This window comes from Amycolatopsis sp. NBC_00438, assembly GCF_036026695.1.
Classification (GTDB): domain Bacteria; phylum Actinomycetota; class Actinomycetes; order Mycobacteriales; family Pseudonocardiaceae; genus Amycolatopsis.
Genome location: NZ_CP107923.1, coordinates 3,290,611 through 3,309,842 on the forward strand (window position 1 = coordinate 3,290,611; position 19,232 = coordinate 3,309,842).

General features: G+C 72.6%; 14 protein-coding genes. 8 read left to right on the top strand and 6 right to left on the bottom strand.

Annotation, left to right across the window (positions count from 1 at the left end):
- Positions 1–2 precede the first annotated feature (2 nt).
- Positions 3–4,553 carry a HAMP domain-containing protein gene (locus tag OG494_RS14470; protein ID WP_328455860.1) on the bottom strand — a complete coding sequence of 1,517 codons (4,551 nt, stop codon included), beginning with the start codon at positions 4,551–4,553 and terminating at the stop codon, positions 3–5.
- 703 nt (positions 4,554–5,256) lie between these two features.
- Positions 5,257–7,485: a helix-turn-helix domain-containing protein gene (locus tag OG494_RS14475; RefSeq protein ID WP_328455862.1), complete on the bottom strand. Its 2,229-nt coding sequence runs from the start codon at positions 7,483–7,485 to the stop codon at positions 5,257–5,259.
- 112 nt (positions 7,486–7,597) lie between these two features.
- Here OG494_RS14475 and OG494_RS14480 point away from each other — a divergent pair, with 112 nt between their 5' ends.
- Positions 7,598–8,470 (top strand): ankyrin repeat domain-containing protein, encoded by an 873-nt coding sequence (locus OG494_RS14480; RefSeq protein WP_328455864.1) that lies wholly within the window; start codon positions 7,598–7,600, stop codon positions 8,468–8,470.
- Here OG494_RS14480 and OG494_RS14485 read toward each other — a convergent pair.
- Positions 8,446–10,260: a S9 family peptidase gene (locus tag OG494_RS14485; protein WP_328455867.1), complete on the bottom strand. Its 1,815-nt coding sequence runs from the start codon at positions 10,258–10,260 to the stop codon at positions 8,446–8,448. The genes OG494_RS14480 and OG494_RS14485 overlap by 25 nt on opposite strands.
- Positions 10,261–10,339: 79 nt before the next feature.
- Between OG494_RS14485 and OG494_RS14490 the strand changes: the two genes are divergently transcribed.
- Positions 10,340–10,780 carry an ATP-binding protein gene (locus OG494_RS14490; RefSeq protein ID WP_328455869.1) on the top strand — a complete coding sequence of 147 codons (441 nt, stop codon included), beginning with the start codon at positions 10,340–10,342 and terminating at the stop codon, positions 10,778–10,780.
- Between the two features lie 398 nt (positions 10,781–11,178).
- Here the strand turns inward: OG494_RS14490 and OG494_RS14495 are convergent, their stop codons facing one another.
- The gene (locus tag OG494_RS14495; RefSeq protein ID WP_328455871.1) at positions 11,179–11,598 is read right to left on the bottom strand and encodes a DUF6292 family protein; all 420 of its coding nucleotides are present in this window, start codon (positions 11,596–11,598) and stop codon (positions 11,179–11,181) included.
- Between the two features lie 197 nt (positions 11,599–11,795).
- Here OG494_RS14495 and OG494_RS14500 point away from each other — a divergent pair, with 197 nt between their 5' ends.
- From OG494_RS14500 to OG494_RS14510, 3 genes are all read left to right on the top strand, one after another.
- Positions 11,796–13,202, top strand: a complete 1,407-nt coding sequence (locus OG494_RS14500; RefSeq protein ID WP_328455873.1) for an FAD-binding oxidoreductase — start codon at positions 11,796–11,798, stop codon at positions 13,200–13,202.
- Positions 13,184–14,488 carry a class I SAM-dependent methyltransferase gene (locus OG494_RS14505; RefSeq protein WP_442874406.1) on the top strand — a complete coding sequence of 435 codons (1,305 nt, stop codon included), beginning with the start codon at positions 13,184–13,186 and terminating at the stop codon, positions 14,486–14,488. The genes OG494_RS14500 and OG494_RS14505 overlap by 19 nt, the downstream gene beginning before the upstream one ends.
- A 99-nt stretch (positions 14,489–14,587) precedes the next feature.
- Positions 14,588–14,791 (top strand): cold-shock protein, encoded by a 204-nt coding sequence (locus OG494_RS14510; RefSeq protein ID WP_086680104.1) that lies wholly within the window; start codon positions 14,588–14,590, stop codon positions 14,789–14,791.
- Positions 14,792–14,869: 78 nt separating this feature from the next.
- On the opposite strand, the gene OG494_RS14515 is transcribed toward OG494_RS14510, so the two are convergent.
- On the bottom strand, positions 14,870–15,124 hold the full coding sequence (locus OG494_RS14515) for a hypothetical protein (RefSeq protein WP_328455883.1): 255 nt from the start codon (positions 15,122–15,124) through the stop codon (positions 14,870–14,872).
- Between the two features lie 284 nt (positions 15,125–15,408).
- Between OG494_RS14515 and OG494_RS14520 the strand changes: the two genes are divergently transcribed.
- Positions 15,409–16,344 (top strand): acyl-CoA desaturase, encoded by a 936-nt coding sequence (locus tag OG494_RS14520; protein ID WP_328455885.1) that lies wholly within the window; start codon positions 15,409–15,411, stop codon positions 16,342–16,344.
- A 52-nt stretch (positions 16,345–16,396) separates the two neighbouring features.
- Entirely contained in the window at positions 16,397–16,954 is a 558-nt protein-coding gene (locus tag OG494_RS14525; RefSeq protein WP_328455887.1) for a polysaccharide deacetylase family protein, read from the top strand.
- A gap of 62 nt (positions 16,955–17,016) precedes the next feature.
- Here OG494_RS14525 and OG494_RS14530 read toward each other — a convergent pair whose 3' ends face one another.
- On the bottom strand, positions 17,017–18,033 hold the full coding sequence (locus OG494_RS14530) for an endo-1,4-beta-xylanase (protein ID WP_328455889.1): 1,017 nt from the start codon (positions 18,031–18,033) through the stop codon (positions 17,017–17,019).
- 138 nt (positions 18,034–18,171) lie between these two features.
- Here OG494_RS14530 and OG494_RS14535 point away from each other — a divergent pair, with 138 nt between their 5' ends.
- The gene (locus tag OG494_RS14535) at positions 18,172–19,212 is read left to right on the top strand and encodes a LacI family DNA-binding transcriptional regulator (RefSeq protein WP_328455891.1); all 1,041 of its coding nucleotides are present in this window, start codon (positions 18,172–18,174) and stop codon (positions 19,210–19,212) included.
- Positions 19,213–19,232: the final 20 nt, after the last annotated feature.

Below are 19,232 nucleotides of genomic sequence, written 5' to 3' on the forward strand. Positions count from 1 at the left end.
GATCAGGCCGTCAGGTGCCGTTTGATGCGGGCGACCAGGTCGTCCGCGTCCACGGGTTTGGTCACGTAGTCGGTGGCGCCCGACGCGAGGCTCTTCTCGCGGTCGCCGGGCATCGCCTTCGCCGTCACGGCCACGATCGGGATCGTGGCGTGCTCCGGCATCGCGCGGATCTTCGCGGTCGCGGTGTAGCCGTCCATCTCCGGCATCATCACGTCCATCAGGATCAGGTCGATGCCGGCGTGCGCCGCGACCGTCTCGACGCCCTTGCGGCCGTCCTCGGCGTGCAGCACCTGCATCCCGTGCAGCTCCAGGATCCCGGTCAGCGCGTAGACGTTGCGCGGGTCGTCGTCGACGATCAGCACCGTCCGCCCGGCCAGCGTGGTGTCCACCTCGCGCGCCTTCACCGGCGCGGCCGGCTCGTCCGCGCGGACCAGCGGCAGCACCGCGCCGGGCTTCTCCGCCGACAGGTGCAGCGCGATCCGCTCACGCAGTTCGTCGAGACCGGAGAGCACCTCCAGCGACTGGACGTCCGCGCGGGACTGCAGCAGCTGTTCCAGCTCGACGTCGAGGCGGCGGCTGTTGTGCGCCAGCACCGGGACCAGCCGCAGCGCGGCGTCCCCCTGCATCGCGTCGAGGAAGCCGAACGCGGCCCGCTCCGGCAGGTCCAGGTCCAGCACGACGCAGTGGTAGGCGTCGGTGGCCAGCGCGGCCGCGGCCTCCTGGGTGCCGACGGCGGTGACGACCTCGACCTCCGCGGGCGAGATGCCGATGTCCCGGCTGTCGGCCAGGTCCGCGGCGGCGCTCTCGGCGACGAGCGTCAGCAGGCCGTGCTGGCGGTCCTCGACCACCAGCAGCCGCCGGTGGGTGCGGGCGGCCGGCTCCACGAGCCCGGCTCCGGCGTCGCCGGTCGTGATGGCCGTGCGGCCTTCGTCGGACGCGGGGCGCGTCTCGAAGTCCGGCCGCGCGACGGGCAGCGAGAAGGTGAACGTGCTGCCCTCGCCGGGCGTGCTCTCCGCCGTGATGAACCCGCCCAGCAGCTGGGCGATCTCGCGGCTGATCGACAGGCCCAGCCCGGTGCCGCCGTACTTGCGGCTGGTCGTGCCGTCCGCCTGCTGGAACGCGCCGAAGATCGACTCCAGCTGGTGCTCGGCGATCCCGATCCCGGAGTCGGCGACGCGGAAGGCGACCGCGGGCCCGTGCGCGCGCAGCGGCCGCGGCAGCCGGTCGGGCTCCACCGGCTCGATGTGCAGCTCGATCACGCCGACCTCGGTGAACTTCACCGCGTTCGACAGCAGGTTGCGCAGCACCTGCCGCAGGCGCGAGTCGTCGGTCAGCAGTTCGGCGGGCGAGCCGGGCGCGACGGTGATCCGGAAGTCCAGGTTGCGCTGCGAGGTCATCGGCCGGAACGTCGCCTCGACGTAGTCCAGCAGCCCGCGCAGTGACACTTGTTCCGGGCTGACGTCCATCTTCCCGGCCTCGACCTTGGACAGGTCGAGGATGTCGTTGATCAGCTGCAGCAGGTCCGAGCCGGCGGAGTGGATGATGCCGGCGTACTCGACCTGCTTCGCGGTGAGGTTGCGGGTCGGGTTCTGCGCGAGCAGCTGGGCGAGGATGAGCAGGCTGTTGAGCGGGGTGCGCAGCTCATGGCTCATGTTGGCCAGGAACTCCGACTTGTACTTCGACGCCAGCGTCAGCTGCTGGGCACGGGCCTCCAGCTCCTGGCGGGCCTGCTCGATCTCCAGGTTCTTCGTCTCGATGTCGCGGTTCTGCGTGACGAGCAGCGCCGCCTTCTCCTCCAGCTCGGCGTTGGACGACTGGAGCTCTTCCTGCCGGGCCTGCAGCTCCTCCGACCGCGCCTGCAGCTCCGCGGTCAGCCGCTGGGACTCGCCGAGCAGCTCGTCGGTCCGGGCGTTGGCGACGATGCTGTTGACGTTGACGCCGATCTGCTCCATGAGCAGTTCGAGGAACGCCCGGTGCACCGCGGTGAAGCCGTGCATCGAGGCCAGTTCGAGGACGCCGAGCACCTGGTCCTCGACCACGATCGGCAGCACGATCAGGCTGGCCGGCGCGGTGCGGCCGAGACCCGACGAGATGGTGGCGTAACCGGGCGGGACGTCGTCGACCGCGATCGGGCGGCGGCTGCGCGCGGCCTGCCCGACCAGCGACTGGCCGACCCGGAACCGCACCACCGGGCCCGCGTTGTCGTCCGGGTGGCCGTACGCGCCCACGAGCCGCAGCTCCGGGATCTCGGCCGTGTCGTCGGCCAGGTAGAACGCGCCGTACTGGGCGTTGACCAGCGGGACCAGCTCGTCCATCACCGCGGCCGCGACGACGGCGAGGTCGCGGCGGCCCTGCATCAGCCCGGTGATCGTGGCCAGGTTGGACTTGAGCCAGTCCTGCTCCTGGTTCGCCCGCGTCGTCTCGCGCAGCGACTCCACCATCGAGTTGATGTTGTCCTTCAGTTCGGCGACCTCGCCGGAGGCGTCGACGGTGATCGAGCGGGTCAGGTCGCCCTCGGCGACCGCGCTGGTCACCTCGGCGATCGCGCGGACCTGGCGGGTGAGGTTCCCGGCCAGCTCGTTGACGTTCTCGGTCAGCCGCTTCCAGGTGCCGGACACGCCCTCGACCTCGGCCTGCCCGCCGAGGCGGCCTTCACTGCCGACCTCGCGCGCGACGCGCGTGACCTCCGCGGCGAACGCCGAGAGCTGGTCGACCATCGTGTTGATCGTGGTCTTGAGCTCGAGGATCTCGCCGCGGGCGTCGACGTCGATCTTGCGGGTCAGGTCGCCCTGCGCGACGGCGGTGGTCACCTGGGCGATGTTGCGGACCTGCCCGGTGAGGTTGTTCGCCATCGAGTTGACGTTGTCGGTGAGGTCCTTCCAGGTGCCCGCGACGTTCGGCACGCGCGCCTGGCCGCCGAGCATCCCCTCGGTACCCACTTCGCGGGCGACGCGGGTGACCTCGTCCGCGAACGCGGACAGCGTGTCGACCATCGTGTTGATGACGTCGGCGAGCGCCGCGACCTCGCCCTTGGCCTCGACGGTGATCTTGCGGGACAGGTCACCACGGGCGACCGCAGTCGCGACCTGGGCGATCGAGCGGACCTGGCCGGTCAGGTTGGACGCCATCACGTTGACGTTGTCGGTGAGGTTCTTCCAGGTCCCCGAGACGCCGCGGACCGTGGCCTGGCCGCCGAGGTTGCCCTCGGTGCCGACCTCGCGCGCGACCCGCGTGACCTCGTCCGCGAACGCGGACAGCTGGTCCACCATCGTGTTGATGGTGTCCTTCAGCTCGAGGATCTCACCGCGGGCGTCGACCCGGATCTTCTGGGACAGGTCACCGCGGGCGACCGCGGTGGTGACCTGGGCGATCGAGCGGACCTGCGCGGTCAGGTTGTCGCCCATGACGTTGACCGACTCGGTGAGGTCCTTCCAGGTGCCGGAGACGCCCTTGACGTCCGCCTGGCCCCCCAGCCTGCCCTCGGTACCCACTTCGCGGGCCACTCTCGTGACCTCGTCCGCGAACGCGGACAGCTGATCCACCATCGTGTTGATGGTGTCCTTCAGCTCCAGGACCTCGCCGCGGGCGTCGACCCGGATCTTCTGCGACAGGTCGCCCTTCGCGACCGCCGTCGCGACCTGGGCGATGTTGCGGACCTGGTCGGTCAGGTTGCCCGCCATGAAGTTCACCGAGTCGGTGAGGTCGCGCCAGGTGCCGGAGACGCCCTTGACGTCCGCCTGACCGCCGAGGCGGCCTTCCGTGCCGACCTCGCGCGCGACGCGCGTGACCTCGTCCGCGAACGAGGACAGCTGGTCGACCATCGTGTTGATCGTGCTCTTGAGCTCGAGGATCTCGCCCCGGGCGTCGACCGTGATCTTCTGCGACAGGTCGCCCTTGGCGACCGCCGTCGTCACCTGGGCGACGTTGCGGACCTGGTCGGTCAGGTTCCCGGCCATGAAGTTCACCGAGTCGGTGAGGTCACGCCAGACGCCGCCGACGCCGGGGACCTGCGCCTGGCCGCCGAGGCGGCCTTCGCTGCCGACCTCGCGCGCCACGCGTGTGACCTCGTCCGCGAACGACGACAGCTGGTCCACCATCGTGTTGACGGTGTCCTTCAGCTCCAGGATCTCGCCGCGCGCGTCGACGTCGATCTTCTGCGACAGGTCGCCCTTGGCGACGGCGGTCGCGACCTGGGCGATGTCGCGGACCTGGGTGGTGAGGTTGCCGGCCATGGCGTTGACCGAGTCGGTGAGGTCCTTCCAGGTGCCGGACACGCCGGGCACCTTCGCCTGGCCGCCGAGCTGGCCCTCGCTGCCGACCTCCCGCGCGACGCGGGTGACCTCGGAGGTGAACAGGGACAGCTGGTCGGCCATGCCGTTGAAGACCGTGGCGATCTCGCCGAGCAGGCCGTCGGTCTCGCCGGGAAGCCGGATGCCGAAGTCGCCGTCGCGGACCGCGGTCAGGCCGGCCAGCAGCCGGCGCAGCTCCTGCTCGCCCGCCTCGCCCACGCCCGAAGCGTCCGCCCCCGCACCCGGGCGCACGCCTTCGACCATTGCCCCACCCATCCGCCACCCGTTTCTCCGGTTGCCGGCGCCCCGCGCGCCGGGCCCGGCCCAGCGCCGGATGGTCCAGCATAGTGCAGGTGCACTAAGCTGAGCGGCAACGGTTGAGCAACCAGCCGCGCCCGGACCCGGATGCGCAGTCGAGGCGGTGCTCGCGAACCTTTCCGTTCCCCCACAGGCCTTCCGGCCCGATTGACCCGTTCGGCTGAACGCCGCGACGACGTCCTCCCGGACGCCTCGCGGCCGTTGTCGCGCGCGCGCACCGAAGTCCATTGTGGACAGTTCGAAGCTCCACTGTGGATGATCGCAGGCACCCGGCCGCTCCCAGCGAGGCCCGCGCGGGCGGCTTCGGCGGGAAAACCACAGTTGTAGAGGTGATTCGTAGAGGTTGTCTCTGTCACGTCCGGCGGCCCGCCGCGAAGATCGGCGGTACCGCAGTCCCGGACGAGGAAGGCATCGGTGACGACCGCCTGGAGGCTCTTTTCGGCCGCGCTGCTCGCGGCGACCGCGCTCGCCGGTGTCCCGGGGACCGCGGGCGCCACCGCACCCCGGGAGACGCGGCTGCTCTCCGTGCAGCGCGTCCGCGACACCGTCCGGCTGGCCTGCGCCATTGAGGGCACGGACGTCGTCATCTGCCACGTCCTGCACCGGCCGCGGCCGTTCCTGACCCCCGTGCTCGTCGCCGGCCCCGGCGCTACAACCGTTCCAGGTCCGCTCGGACCGCTGCGGCGCGCTCCTCGCCCCCGTACTCCCGCATCATCGCCAGCGCCTCCGTGAGCACTTCCCGCGCCTGCTCGCGGTCCCCCGCCTCCAGGTGCGCGCGGCCCAGCTCGGCGAGCGCCATCGCCTCGTACAGCCGGACACCCGCGACGCGCCAGAGCCCGGCGCTGCGGCGGAGTTCCCCGAGGGCTTCGGCGGGCCGGCCCGCCTCGCGGTGCACGATGCCGGCCCGCATGCAGCCGTAGGCCATGCCCCGCACGTCACCGGTGTCGCCGGCGACGGCCACCGCGTCGGTCGCGTAGACCAGCTCGCGCTCCCGGTCGCCCCGGCGCCCGTACAGGATGCCGAGGTTGACCAGGTTCAGCGTCTCGATGTGCCGCAGGCCCAGCGACCGGTTGAGCTTCAGGCCGCGCTCCCCGAACTCGATGGCCGAGTCCAGGTCGTCGCCGAGGCCGAACACGAAGCAGAGGTTGTTGAGGCTGCTCGCGAGCTGGCGCGGGTCCCCGATCGCCTCCCAGTCCGCGAGGCTGCGGCGCATGTGCGCGTGGGACCGCCGGAAGTCCGGCGCCTCACCGCCGTGGACCAGCTCGGCCTCGGCGACGCCGAGGTCGTTGCGCAGCGTCGCGGCGGCCACCCGGTCGACGCCGTCGACCAGCTCCAGGGCCAGCTCGTCGACGCGGACGGTGTCGCGCCACCGCGCCCGCGCCCGGTGGTACTCGAACAGGCCGAGCCCGATCGCGGCGATCGACTCGGCGGGCACCCCCGGCGTCGCGGCGGCCTGCCGCACGACGGTGACCAGGTGCGGCTGGTGGGCGTCGAGCCAGCCGAACACCTCTTCCGTGGACGCCGGCGCCGGCTCGACCGACCAGCGGCCCGCGGCCCAGTCATGTCGCTGCGAGGCCGCCGAGACCAGCGCCATGCTCCGCCAGGCCATCGCCGCGCACAGCTCGACGACCCGGGTGATCGCGCCGGCCCGCTCGGCCGTGGTCAGCCGCTCGGCGTGTTCGCGGGCGTAGAGCCGGAGCAGGTCGTGCAGCCGGTACCAGCCGGGCGCGGGCGTGGTCAGCAGGTGCTCGTCGGTGAGGCGTTCCAGCAGTTCCCCGGTCTCGCGTTCGGGCGCGTCGAGCAGCCGGCTCGCGACGGCCACCGACAGCTCCGGGACGTCGAGCAGCGACAGCAGCGGGTACGCGCGGGCGGCGGCCGGGTCACCGGCTTCCAGCCGGCCGAACGCGAGCTCGAAGCTCGTCCGGACCCCGGTTTCGTCGAGGCGGCGGCGCTCGTCGTCGAGCCGGTGCGCGAGGTGGGCGACCGGCCAGTTCGGGCGGGTCGCCAGCCGCGCGCCGGCCAGGTGCAGCGCGAGCGGCAGGTACCCGCACAGCCGGGCGACCGCCCGCGCCGCCGCGGGTTCGGCGGCGACCCGCTCGGCGCCGATCTCCGCGGCCAGCAGCCGCAGCGCGTCGGCCTCCGGCAGCACGTCGAGCAGGACCTGGTGCGCCTGCGGCAGGTCGGGCAGCGCGGCGCGGCTGGTGACGATCGCCCCCGAGCCGCCGCCCCCGGGCAGCAGCGGGGCGACGTGCGCGGCGTCGCGGGCGTTGTCGAGCAGGAGCAGCACGCGTTTCGCGGCGAGCAGCGACCGCAGCCGCGCCGACGCGGTGTCGAGCGAAAGCGGCGTCGGCGGCTCGCCGCCGAGCTCCCGGATCAGCCGGTCGAGCAGGTCGAGGGGATCCGGCGGGTCGGCCGCGTGCCCGCGCAGGTCGAGGTGCAGGGAGCCGTCGGGAAATTGCCGCGCGAGCCGGTGCCCGGCGTGCACGGCGAGCGCCGTCTTCCCGATGCCGGCCATCCCGGCGACGGCGACCACGACGCCTTCCCGCGCCTCGCCGAAGCAGGCCAGCACGCGCTCGATCTCGGCTTCGCGCCCGGTGAACGCGGCGATCCCGCCGGGCAGCTCCCGCGGCACGGTCCCCGGTTCCGGCTTCGGCGTCCCGGGCCGTGCGGCGGCCGCGGCGAAGTCCTCCCGGTCGTCGCCGTCGAGGTCGAGGGCGTCGGCGAGCCGGGCGAGCGTCTCGCGGTGCGGGTACCGCCGGTCCCCGCGTTCGAGCGCGCCGACGGCCTGCCCGCTGAGCCCCGATTTCTCGGCGAGCGCCTCCTGGGTCAGCCCCGCGGCGCGCCGAAGACGGCGCAACCGCACCCCGAACGAGTCCATCTCCCCTCCCCCTCCGGTACCGAGCATCACACGCGGGGTTCGTGCGGCGCTACCCGTCGAAATCGTCGGTGCCGCCCGCTACGGTGCCCGCGACCGATCCGGAGGGGAACCGATGACCGCACTGCACGACGCCGCCGAGCGAGGAACGCCCGAAGCCGTGGCGGAACTGGCTCGTCAGACCGCTGACGTAGACGCCGTGGACGCCGCCGACACCGAGGCCGGCGGGGCCACGCCGCTGTGGCACGCGGTGCACGCGCGCCGCCCGGAGAACGCCCGGGTGCTCGTGGCGGCGGGCGCGGACCCGTGGCGGCCGATGATGGCGGGCTGGGCCCCGGGGCGGCTCGCGCTGGCCGGTCCGACACCCGACCTGTTCGGGCCGCCGCCGGACGGCGTCGCGCTCACGGACGCGGAAGCCGCCACGGTGGCGGCCGCCCCCGGGCTGGCCGCGGCGTTCCCCGACTTCTGGCTCGAAGGCACCGGCTTCGCGTGTGTCGCGGCGATCGACGCGGCCGAGGCGGCGCGCCGGCTCGGCGCCCGGCCGGCCGCGCCGGAGGTCGCCCGGGCGCTGCTCGACGACCCGTGGGCGGCCGGGGGAACCGATGAGGTCGTCGGCGTCACGGACGTTCCCGGCGGCTGCGTGCTCACCCAGCCCTGGGGCTACTTGCCGCAGACCCCGGTCGTCACCGGGCTCCTGTCGGCCGGCACGGTCTGCTACGGCGTTTACGCGAACCCCAAGAGCGGCAACCAGGGTTGCCTCGTCCGCGACGGCGTCACCGAGGGGTCGGACCTCCACCCCGGCGGCTGGCCCTACGCCGATTCGTCCTCCGCGGAGGTCCTGCTTTCCTATCTGCACGAGGGAAACGCGGCGGCCTACGCCTGCGCGTACGCGGGGTTGCGGCCGGTCGACGCGCGCTCGATCGCCGGCCCGCCCGACACCTGGCTGGTGCTCCCGGAGGGGGACTACTTCGCGTCCACAGTGGACTGATCGCGCGGGGTGAGCCACCGGGTGAACCACTCGCGAGTGCGGTGCAGGAAATCGAGCTGGTGCTCGCGGCCGCGCAGCGAGTGGTTCTCCCCGGGGTAGACGGCGAACTCGTGCTCGACGCCGAAATGGCGCAGCGCGCGGTGGAGGAACTCGGCCTGCGCGAGCGGGACGTTGGTGTCGTCCGCGCCGTGCAGCAGCAGGATCGGCGTCCGGATGTCGGCGGCGTAGGAGATCGGGCTGTTCCGGTCGTGCCGGTGCGGGCCCGGGCCCTCCCAGCCGGTGCTCCCGCCGAGCGCCCCCTCGAAGAGAGCGCCCTGCTCGCCGGTGGCGGCCATCATGCCCCAGTCGCTGATGCCCGCGTTGACGTACGCCGCGGCGAAGCGGTCGCTGCGCGCGGCCGCCCAGGCGGCGAGGAACCCGCCGTGGCTGCCACCGCCGATGCCGAGCCGGTCCGGATCGGCGACACCGGCGTCGATCAGCAGGTCGATGCCGGTGAGGATGTCCGTCCACTCCGCGCCGCCGACTTCACCGGCGACGGAGACGGCGAACGCGTGGCCGTGGCCCTGGCTGCCGCGCGGGTTGGGCAGGAAGGCGGCGAACCCGTCGTCGGCCAGCCACCGCGCGACCCGGAACCAGCCGACCATGAAGCGGTCGGCGTAGCGGTCGTACGGGCCGCCGTGCGCCAGCGTGACCAGCGGGAACGGGCCGTCACGGCGGGTGGTGCCGGGCGGGAGGACGAGCAGGCCGTCCAGCTCCAGGCCGTCGGCGGCGCGGTAGGAGAGGCGCTCCTGCGGGCCCCAGGTCATGGCGCGCAGCTCCGGGCTGCTGTCGGTGAGCCGGGTGAGCGGGCCCGCCGGGGGGCCGACGTGGACGTCGTCGGGCTCGGTCGCGGTGCTCGCGACCACGGCGACGACACCGCCGCCGTGGCTCAGGAAGTCGAGGGAGCCCGGCGCGTGGGCGAGCTCCACGAACCTGCGCGTGGCCGGGTCGAGCCGCCGGATCGTGGTGTCGAGGCCTTCGGCGAACAGGGCGAGCGGCGGGCCGTCGTCGACCTGGACCAGGTCGACCGGGCAGACGTCCATCCCCTCGGTCAGGTTGGCGCCGTCCTCGGCGTCGAGGATCGCGTAGCCGCCGACGAGTCCGGGCGGGGTCACGCCGCGGTAGAGGAGGCGGTCGCCCCACAAGGTGAGCGCGGCCGCCTCGACGGCCGGGGCGGGGAGGTCGCGGCCGCCGACCAGGTGGAGCCGCGGTTCGAGCATGCCGGGATCGGGGTCGGCGACCGGCCAGGTCAGGACGGCGAGCGGGCCGCCGCCGGGGTGGGCCGCGACCTCGACGACGTGCCGGTCACCGAGGTCGCCGTGCGGCCGGACGTCGCCGGTGGCCAGGTCGAGCAGCCACAACCGGTCGGGCGGTTCCGGCGCGCGCAGGTACGGGTCCCTCGGTGGCTCTTCGCCGGGCCCGACCAGGACGACGAGGTCGCCGGGCAGCGGGACGCAGGCCGTGACGTCCCGGTCGGTCACGCGTTCGGTGGCACCGGTGAGGCCGATCCGGTGGAGCCGCCGGGCGGCCAGGTAGAAGACCGAGCCGGAGTCCGGGGCCCAGCGCGGCGCTTCGGCGGACGCGGCCAGCTTGCGCGGTGGTGCACCGCCGTCGGCGGGGACGAGCCACAGGTCACCGGCCGTCCGCCCCCGGGTCGTCGTGAGGTACCCGACCCAGCGGCCGTCCGGGGAAACCCGCGGCTCCCGCGGCAGGATCCGGTCGACGACGTCTTCGGCGCTCAGTTTCCCCATGACGCCAGTCTGTCAGCCATCCGCGCGGCCGGTGGCGCCGAACTCCTGGTGGGCGTGTCCGGGTGCGAGGGAGCGATGGATGAACGGCGAAGCGCTGCCCCCGGGCTGGGACCTGGTCGTCGAACGGCTCAGCCAGCGGGTCGCCCGGGCCGCGGAACTGACCGTCGACCTCACGACGCGGCCGGCGCTGCGCCGGATCCGCTCGACCGTCGCCGGCTGCCTCGGTTTCGGGCGGACGAAGGAAGAGCCGCTCGGCGCGTTGCTGCTCGTGGTCGACGAACTCGTGGGCAACGCCTACGACCACACACCGCGGCCCTCCTCGTTGCGGGTGACGCGCGAGCTGCGCGGCCTGCTGGTCGAGGTCGTCGACGACGACCCGTCGGTCGAACGCGTCGCGACCGGCGGCGGCCACGGCCTGAAACTGGTCGAGCAGCTGTCCCTGGGGTGGGGCGTGCGGGCGACCGAGCCGGGGAAGACCGTGTGGGCGCTGGTCCCGGCTCAGCTGTTCCGCGAACACTGAGCGCTCACGGCCCGTTCCCCGGCGTGAGATCGCGGACAGCCCGGAAGCCGCGCTGCGACCCGGCCGGCGCGGCCGCGCTGGTGGACTTGACGGGCCGCAGCAGGTGCGCGACGTGATCGCCGGTGCGTTCGCGGCCGAGGATTCCGCCGGGGGCAGCCGTCGAGCACCGGGGCGGTGCCCGGCCTGGGGCTCCTCCGCCGGCGGGTGGGCTTGTCGGCGCCGAACCCGGTCGTCCCTTGGGACAGCCGGGCCGGGTCGCGGTGCGCCGTGGTCAGCCGGCGTCCGGGGCACTTCGCAGGCGTGGTTCTCGTCCGCCAGCCGGCCGTCGGCGCAGGTCACGACGTATGTCGGGTATTCGAGGACGTCGGCCGGGGCGGTGAAGCCCTGCTCCCCCGCGGTCAGTCGGCTGGGAGGGCGCCGAGCAGTTCCTCGTGGTGGCCCGCCTCGCGCAGCACCGGCGCTTCGAGCAGTCCGGCGGCGGGGTCGCCGGCGCGCACCGCGGCGAGGAACCGCACGACGGCCCGCGGTTCGGGGAGCACTTCGCCGCCGAGGTAGGTCAGGACGGCGGCGTCCCCGCCGGTGTCCTCCAGGGCCGCGGCCCAGCCGCGCACCTCGTCCCAGACGAGGGCGAGGTCGTGCCCGGGGAACCGGCGCAGCCGCCAGTCCAGGGCGACGTAGGCCGACACCGGGGTGTCGAGGTCGATGGTCCCGGACTCGGGCCCGACCCCCACCGCCCGGGCGACCGCCCCCAGGTAGTCGCGCAACCGCCGCTCGAACGAGAACTCCGTGTCGCGCCCGAAATCGATCAGAATGCTCAACGCCGCCTCGCTTTCCCCGTCGGCCGCGGGATCTTCCGCCGCCCGCTCGCGGATACCCCGCGCCCCCGTCGATCAACCACGGGATCGGCACCAGGATCGGCGACGATCGGGCACGGGATCGGCGCCGGTACCGGCCACCGGGACAACGAGCACGACGGCACGGTGCGCCGCCTTCCCCCGTGAGGCAGGATCGGGGTGTGACGATCGATCAGGCCGGTGCGCCCCAGGCCCGCCCGGGCCCGGCCTTCCCCGAACACGAATCCCGCGTCGACGACCTCAGGCGGCAGCTGGCGGCGGTCGCCGGCGAAGCCACCGTCCGGCTGGCGAAGCGGACGTCGAACCTCTTCCGCTCCCGGGCGTCGGCCGAGCACCCCGGCCTGGACGTCTCCGGATTCACCCACGTGCTGCGCGTCGACCCGGAGACGCGGACCGCCGACGTCGAAGGCATGGTCACCTATGAACAGCTGGTGGACGCGACGCTGCCGTACGGCCTGATGCCCCTGGTGGTGCCGCAGCTCAAGACGATCACCCTCGGCGGCGCGGTCACCGGCCTCGGCATCGAGTCGAGCTCGTTCCGCAGCGGCATGCCGCACGAGTCGGTGCGGGAGCTGGAGATCATGACCGGCGACGGCGGCATCGTCGTCGCCACGGCGGACAACGAGCACCGCGACCTGTTCCACGGCTTCCCGAACTCCTACGGCACGCTCGGTTACGCGCTGCGGCTGCGGATCGAGCTCGAGCCGGTGAAGCCGTTCGTGAAGCTGCGCCACGTCCGCCACCACGACCGGGAGACGTACTTCACGGCGCTCGGTGAGGTCTGTACCACCCGGACGTACGAGGGCGAAGCGGTCGACTTCGTCGACGGGACCGTGTTCGGCCCGGACGAGCTCTACATCACGTTGGGCACCTTCGCCGACACCGCGCCGGAAACCAGCGACTACACCTGGCTCGACATCTACTACCGCTCGATCCAGCGGCGCGAGACCGACCACCTCACCGTCCGCGACTACCTGTGGCGCTGGGACACCGACTGGTTCTGGTGCTCGCGCGCGTTCGGCGTCCAGTCCCGGCTGCCCCGGCTGCTGATGGGCCGCCGGTTCCTGCGCTCCTCGGTGTACTGGAAGCTCGTCGCGCTCGACCGCCGCTTCGGGATCGCCGCCAAGCTCCTCAAGCTCAAGCGGCTGCCGCCCGAGGAGACGATCGTGCAGGACATCGAGGTGCCGCTGGCCCACGCCGCGGACTTCCTCGAGTTCTTCGAGCGGGAGATCCCGATCAGCCCGGTCTGGATCTGCCCGCTGCGCCAGCGGCCCGGCGGGGTGCGCTGGCCGCTCTACGAACTGGATCCCGAAGAGCTCTACGTCAACTTCGGCTTCTGGTCGGCGGTACCCCTGGATCCGGGCGAACGCGACGGCGTCCACAATCGGATGATCGAAGCCGAGGTCACCCGCCTCGGCGGGCACAAATCCCTCTACTCGGACAGCTTCTACTCCGAGGACGAGTTCTGGCGCCTCTACAACGGCGACGCCTACCGGGAGCTCAAGCGGGCCTACGACCCGGACGGCCGGTTGCTCGGCCTCTATGAGAAATGCGTCCGGCGCCGATGAACGCCCTGAAAGGAACGAATGTGACCAAGGTAACCATCCCGGTCGGCGAAGTCTTCGAGCGCCTGCTCGGCGCCAGTTCCACCGTGTCGATCACCGCCTACGACGGCAGCGCCACCGGCCCGGCCGACGCGCCGGTCGCCATCGAGGTGCGCTCCCCGCTCGCGCTGGACTACCTGATCTCCTCCCCCGGCGACCTCGGCCTGGCCCGCGCCTACGTGGCCGGCGCCATCGACGTCAAGGGCGACCTCTACACGGCCCTGCACGCGCTGGCGGCCCAGGTCGACCAGCTGACCCCGGCCGACCGCGTCTGGCTGCTGCGCAAGCTCGGGCCCGCGCACCTGCGCCGCGTCGAGCCGCCCGTCGAGGAGCTGCCCGGCCGGTTCCGGCGGAGCCTGTCGGGCCTGCGGCACTCGAAGGAGCGCGACAGCAACGCGATCTCGAACCACTACGACGTCTCCAACCGGTTCTACGAGCTGGTCCTGGGGCCGTCGATGGCCTACACCTGCGCCGTGTTCCCCGAGGACGGCGCCACGCTGGAGCAGGCCCAGGAGCACAAGTTCGACCTGGTCTGCCGCAAGCTCGGCCTCAAGCCCGGCATGAAGCTGCTCGACGTCGGCTGCGGCTGGGGCGGCATGGTCGCCCACGCCGTCCGCCACTACGGCGTCGAGGCGCTCGGGGTCACACTTTCGCGTGAACAAGCGCAGTGGGCGCAGAAGCACATCGTCGCCCTCGGCCTGGCCGACCGCGCCGAGATCCGGCACCTCGACTACCGGGACGTCACCGAAACCGGGTTCGACGCGATCTCGTCGATCGGCCTGACCGAGCACATCGGCGCCCGCAACGTGCCCGGCTACTTCCGCTTCCTGGCCGCCAAGCTCAAGCCGCACGGGCGGCTGCTGAACCACTGCATCACCAACCCGGATTCGAGCGTCGCCCACCGCTCCCGCGGCTTCATCGACCGCTACGTGTTCCCGGACGGCGAGCTGGAAGCCCCTGGTGAGCTGGTCACGGCCATGCACGACGCCGGGCTGGAGGTCCGGCACTCGGAGAACATCCGGGAGCACTACGCGACCACCCTGGCCGGCTGGTGCGCCAACCTCGACGAGCACTGGGACGAGGCCGTCGCCGAGGCCGGGGCGGGCCGGAGCCGGGTGTGGGCGCTCTACCTCGCGGCCTGCCGGCTGGCCTTCGAACGGCGGGAGATCGAGCTGCACCAGATCCTCGGCGTACGCACCGACAACCAGGGCGGAATGGGGATGCCGCTGCGGCCCGACTGGGGTGTTTGAGACCGGGCGTGCCTCTCGCGCGCACTTCTGCGAGGATAGTCACGAGACCGGGCGTCCGAACGGGGCGGCCAGGCTCACTGATGAGAAGTAGGTATGGGTATGGCTCAGGGCAGTGTCAAGTGGTTCAACGGTGAAAAGGGCTTCGGCTTCATCGCTCAGGATGGCGGGGGTCCGGACGTGTTCGTCCACTACTCCGAGATCCAGGGCACCGGCTTCAAGTCGCTCGACGAGGGCCAGCGGGTGGAGTTCGAGATCGGGCAGGGCCAGAAGGGCCCCCAGGCCCAGCGGGTCAGCGTCATCTGAACCACGCGACATGGAATGCCCTCGCCCCTCGGGGCGGGGGCATTCCCCTTTTCCGGGGTCCGGCGAGGCCGGACGCGGTCAGCGGTTGGACGTGGGGAACCGGCGGCCGGGGGTGCCGAGGGCGACGAGCTCGGTGTACTGGGCCTGCCAGGACTGCTCGGTGGCCAGCAGGTCGGCCAGCCGCTGGGTCCAGCCGGCGTCCACGCTGGCCTCGGAGGCCTCGGAGGCCTCGGTGGCCTTCGCGGTGCCGAGGTGCCGGTGGGTCTCGTCGCGGGCCTTGAGCCATTCGGAGAGGGTCGGGTCCAGGGCGGGGCCACCTGCTCGTTCTGCCATCGACCCACCGTACTGCGCCGTGGCCGCCCAGGGTCTCCCTCGTTCGCCACACTGCGGGTTCACCCGCGGCTCGGGTAGCCTCGGAAACACGGGAGCACCTCGTACGCCGGCGCAGTGCCGGGCACACTCCCGTCCCCTCGGCCCTTGACGGCCGGGCGCCGGCAGGAGCGGCGACCGTGCGGCGGGCCGCGCGTACACAGCTGAACGAGCCGGGTGTCCCGCGTCCCCGGCCTCCCGCGCAGGACCCCCTCCGCGCGTGGCGAAGACCTCGAAACGAGTGGTGCATGACCTCACCCACCCCGGTGAAACCCCGACCTGCCCCGAAGCCGGTCCTCTCCGGCAAGCAGACCATCCCCGAACTGCTCACCATCCGCGCCTTCCTCCTCATCCCGTTCCTCGCGCTCGCCGCGGCGGTCCCGGTGTTCTGGGGCTGGGGCGTCAGCTGGCTGGACCTGGCGATCGGCGGCGGCTTCTTCGTCGTCTCGACGCTCGGGATCACCATCGGCTACCACCGCTACTTCACGCACGGCGCGTTCCGGGCGAAGCGGGCGCTGCGCATCGCGCTCGCCATCGCCGGCGGCCTCGCCGCCCAGGGCCCGGTGATCACCTGGGTCGCCGACCACCGCCGCCACCACGCCTTCTCCGACCGCGAGGGCGACCCGCACTCGCCGTGGCTGTTCGGCACCTCCCCGGTCGCCCTGGCCCGCGGCTTCTGGCACGCGCACATGGGCTGGCTCTTCGGCCGCGACAAGACCAACATCGAGCGGTTCGCCCCCGACCTGGCCGCCGACCGCGACATCCGCATCGTCGACCGCCTGTTCCCCGTGTGGGTGGTCACGAGCCTGCTGCTCCCGGCGCTGCTCGGCGGCCTGATCACGCTGTCGTGGTGGGGCGCGCTGACCGCGTTCCTGTGGGCCGGGCTGGCCCGGATCTCGTTCCAGCACCACGTGACGTGGTCGGTGAACTCGATCTGCCACATGATCGGCGAACGGCCGTTCGCGAGCCGCGACCGCTCGGCGAACTTCTGGCCGCTGGCCATCCTGTCGATGGGCGAGTCCTGGCACAACTCCCACCACGCGGACCCGACGTCGGCCCGCCACGGCGTCCAGCGCGGCCAGATCGACATCTCCGCCCGGGTGATCTGGGCGTTCGAGAAGCTCGGCTGGGCCTGGCAGGTCCGCTGGCCGACGGCCAGGCGCCTCGCCGCCATGGCGCGCTGAAACCCCGCCGAAACTCCTTGCCCGTCGTCGTGGGCGGGGTGACCGTGGACGGATGGACCCGGTTGCCCTGACCTTCGACGACGGCCCCCACCCGGAGACGACGCCGGCGCTGCTCGCCGCACTGGGCGACGCGCCGGCGACGTTCTTCCTGCAGGGCTCCCACGCCGCCGCCCATCCGGACCTGGTCCGGGCGATCGCCGCGGCCGGGCACCCGATCGGCAACCACAGCTGGTCGCACCCGAGGCTGCCCGCGCTCCCTCCCGCGGCCCGGGAGCTCGAGGTGGCCCGGACGCAGGACCTGCTGGCCGGGATCACCGGCACCCGGCCCGCGCTGTTCCGCCCGCCCTACGGCGACACGGACGCCGCGGTGGCGGCCACGCTCGCCGGGCACGGGCTCACCGAGGTCCTGTGGACCGTAGACACCCGCGACTGGGCGGGCGCGGCCGCCGACGAGATCACGGCGGCCGCTTCCGCGGTCCAGCCGGGCGGGATCATCCTGATGCACGACGGCGGCTACGCGTCGACCGTCGCCGCCGTCCCCCGCATCCTGGCCGCGCTCTCCGCCCGCGGCCTGCGCGCGGGACGCCTTGGTCTCCCCGCACGTCCGTGAAGGCCTCCTTGAGGGACTCTGAGTCCCTCAAGGAGGCCTTCACGGACAGCGGACCGCAGTGGTCACGGGTTGATGCGGGTGTAGGCCGGCTTGGGCTTCAGGTCGGCGTCGAACAGGCAGGCCGCGCCCTCGCCCGGGAAGACGTCCGGGACCCACGAGTGCCGGTCGGTGAACCCCCACGTCGTGAACTCGACGCACCGGCGCACCGCCTGGCAGTCGTCCCACAGCCGGTCGAAGTAGCTCGCCTGCGTGTCCAGCTTCGCCGCGTCGGGCGGGGTCGGGATGCGGACGTCCGCCTCCGTGACCGCGACGTCGACCCCGAGCGCCGTGAGGCGGGTGAGGTTGGCGCGGTAGCCGTCCGGGAAGCCGTACTGGATCGACAGGTGCGCCTGGACGCCGACGCCGCCGATCGGGACGCCCTGCCGCCGGAGCGTCTTCACGAGGTCGTAGACGGCGTCGCTCTTCGGGTTGCGGCCCTCGATGTTGTAGTCGTTGATGTAGAGCGTCGCCGCCGGGTCGGCCGCGTGCGCCCAGCGGAAGACGTCCGCGACGAAGCCGTCCCCGAGCTTCTGCCGGAACACCGTGTCCCGGCGTGTCCCGTCTTCGTTGAAGATCTCGTTGACGACGTCCCAGGCGCGGATCTTTCCCTTGTACCGCTTCACTTCCGTCGTGACGTGGTCGCGCAGCACGCGGCGCAGCTCGTCGGCGGGCAGGGCCGCGACCCAGTCCGGGAGCTGCGAGTGCCACACGAGCGTGTGGCCGCGGACGGTCTTGTGGTGTGCTCGCGCGTACTGCACGATCGCGTCCGCGCCGGACCAGTCGTACTGCCCGCGCACCGCCTCGACCGTGCCCCATTTCATCTCGTTCTCCGGGGTCACGTTGTCGAATTCCCGGGTGAGCACGGCGCGGTAATCGGGCTCCGAAGCGAGATACGACGCGGCCACCGCACTACCGACGTAGCGGTGCGTGATGTCCTTCAGCGGAACCGACGCGGAAGCCGCCGGCGCCTGCCAGACGGCGACGCCCGCGAGCGCCACCATCGCGACCAGCGCGCGTTTGACCGGAATTGCGTGCACCATCTCGTGACTCCTCGGGGAAATAGGGCCGGTTTTCGACGATAGAAGCCGCCGCCGACGGCGGTCAAGGTACCTGTCGGAGCAATGATCGAAAGTTTCGAAGCGTGTCAATTCCGGGTCGGATGACCTAGAATCCGCTTCATGCCAGTAAAATCCGACGATCTCGAACCCGCAGCGACGCGGGTCACCATCGCCCGGATCGCCGCCGAGACCGGCGTTTCCGTGCCGACCGTTTCGAAGGTGCTGAACGGGCGTCCGGACGTCGCCGAAAGCACGCGCGCCCGCGTCGAAGCCGTCATCGGGAAATACGGCTACCGGCGTCGCGCCGACGAACGGTCCCGCCGTTCCCGGCTGCTGGAACTGATGTTCCACGAACTCGAAAGCACGTGGGCGCTCGAAATCATCCGCGGGGTCGAGCACGTCGCCCGCGAAAACGGAATGGCGGTCGTGCTGGCGGAATCGTCGGGCCGGCACACCCCGGGACAGAGCTGGCTGGAAAGCGTGCTCGCCCGGCGCCCGGTCGGCATCGTTTCGGTGTGTTCCGACTTCACCGGCGGGCAGCTGGCGAAACTGCGCGCGCGGGACATCCCGCTGGTGATCGTCGACCCGGCCGGCGCGCCCGGCCCGGAGACGCCCTCGATCGGGGCCACGAACTGGCAGGGCGGGCTGACGGCCACCCGGCACCTGGTGGAGCTGGGCCACCGGCGGATCGCGATGATCGGCGGCCCGGACGGCGTGCTGTGCAGCCGGGCCCGCATCGACGGCTACCGCACGGCCCTGGAGACGGCGGGGCTGGCCTTCGACCCGGCCCTGGTCCGCAAGGGCGACTTCCACGTCCGCTCGGGCTACCGCGAGCTGGCATCACTGCTCACCCTCCCCGACCGCCCGACGGCGGTGTTCGCCGGCAGCGACCTGCAGGCACTGGGCGTGTACGAGGCCGCCCGCGACGCCGGGTTGCGCATCCCGGCCGACCTGAGCGTGGTCGGTTTCGACGACCTGCCGGTGGCCCGCTGGCTGACGCCGGAGCTGACGACGATCCGCCAGCCGTTGCAGGAGATGGCGGCGGCCGGGGCCCGGCTGGCGATCGCGCTGGCCCGGGGGTTGACGCCGGACGCCCGGCGGCTGGAGCTGGCGACCAGCCTGGTCGTGCGCCACAGCACCGCGCCCGCCAGCCGCGAGTGACAACCGCAGTGAGAACACCG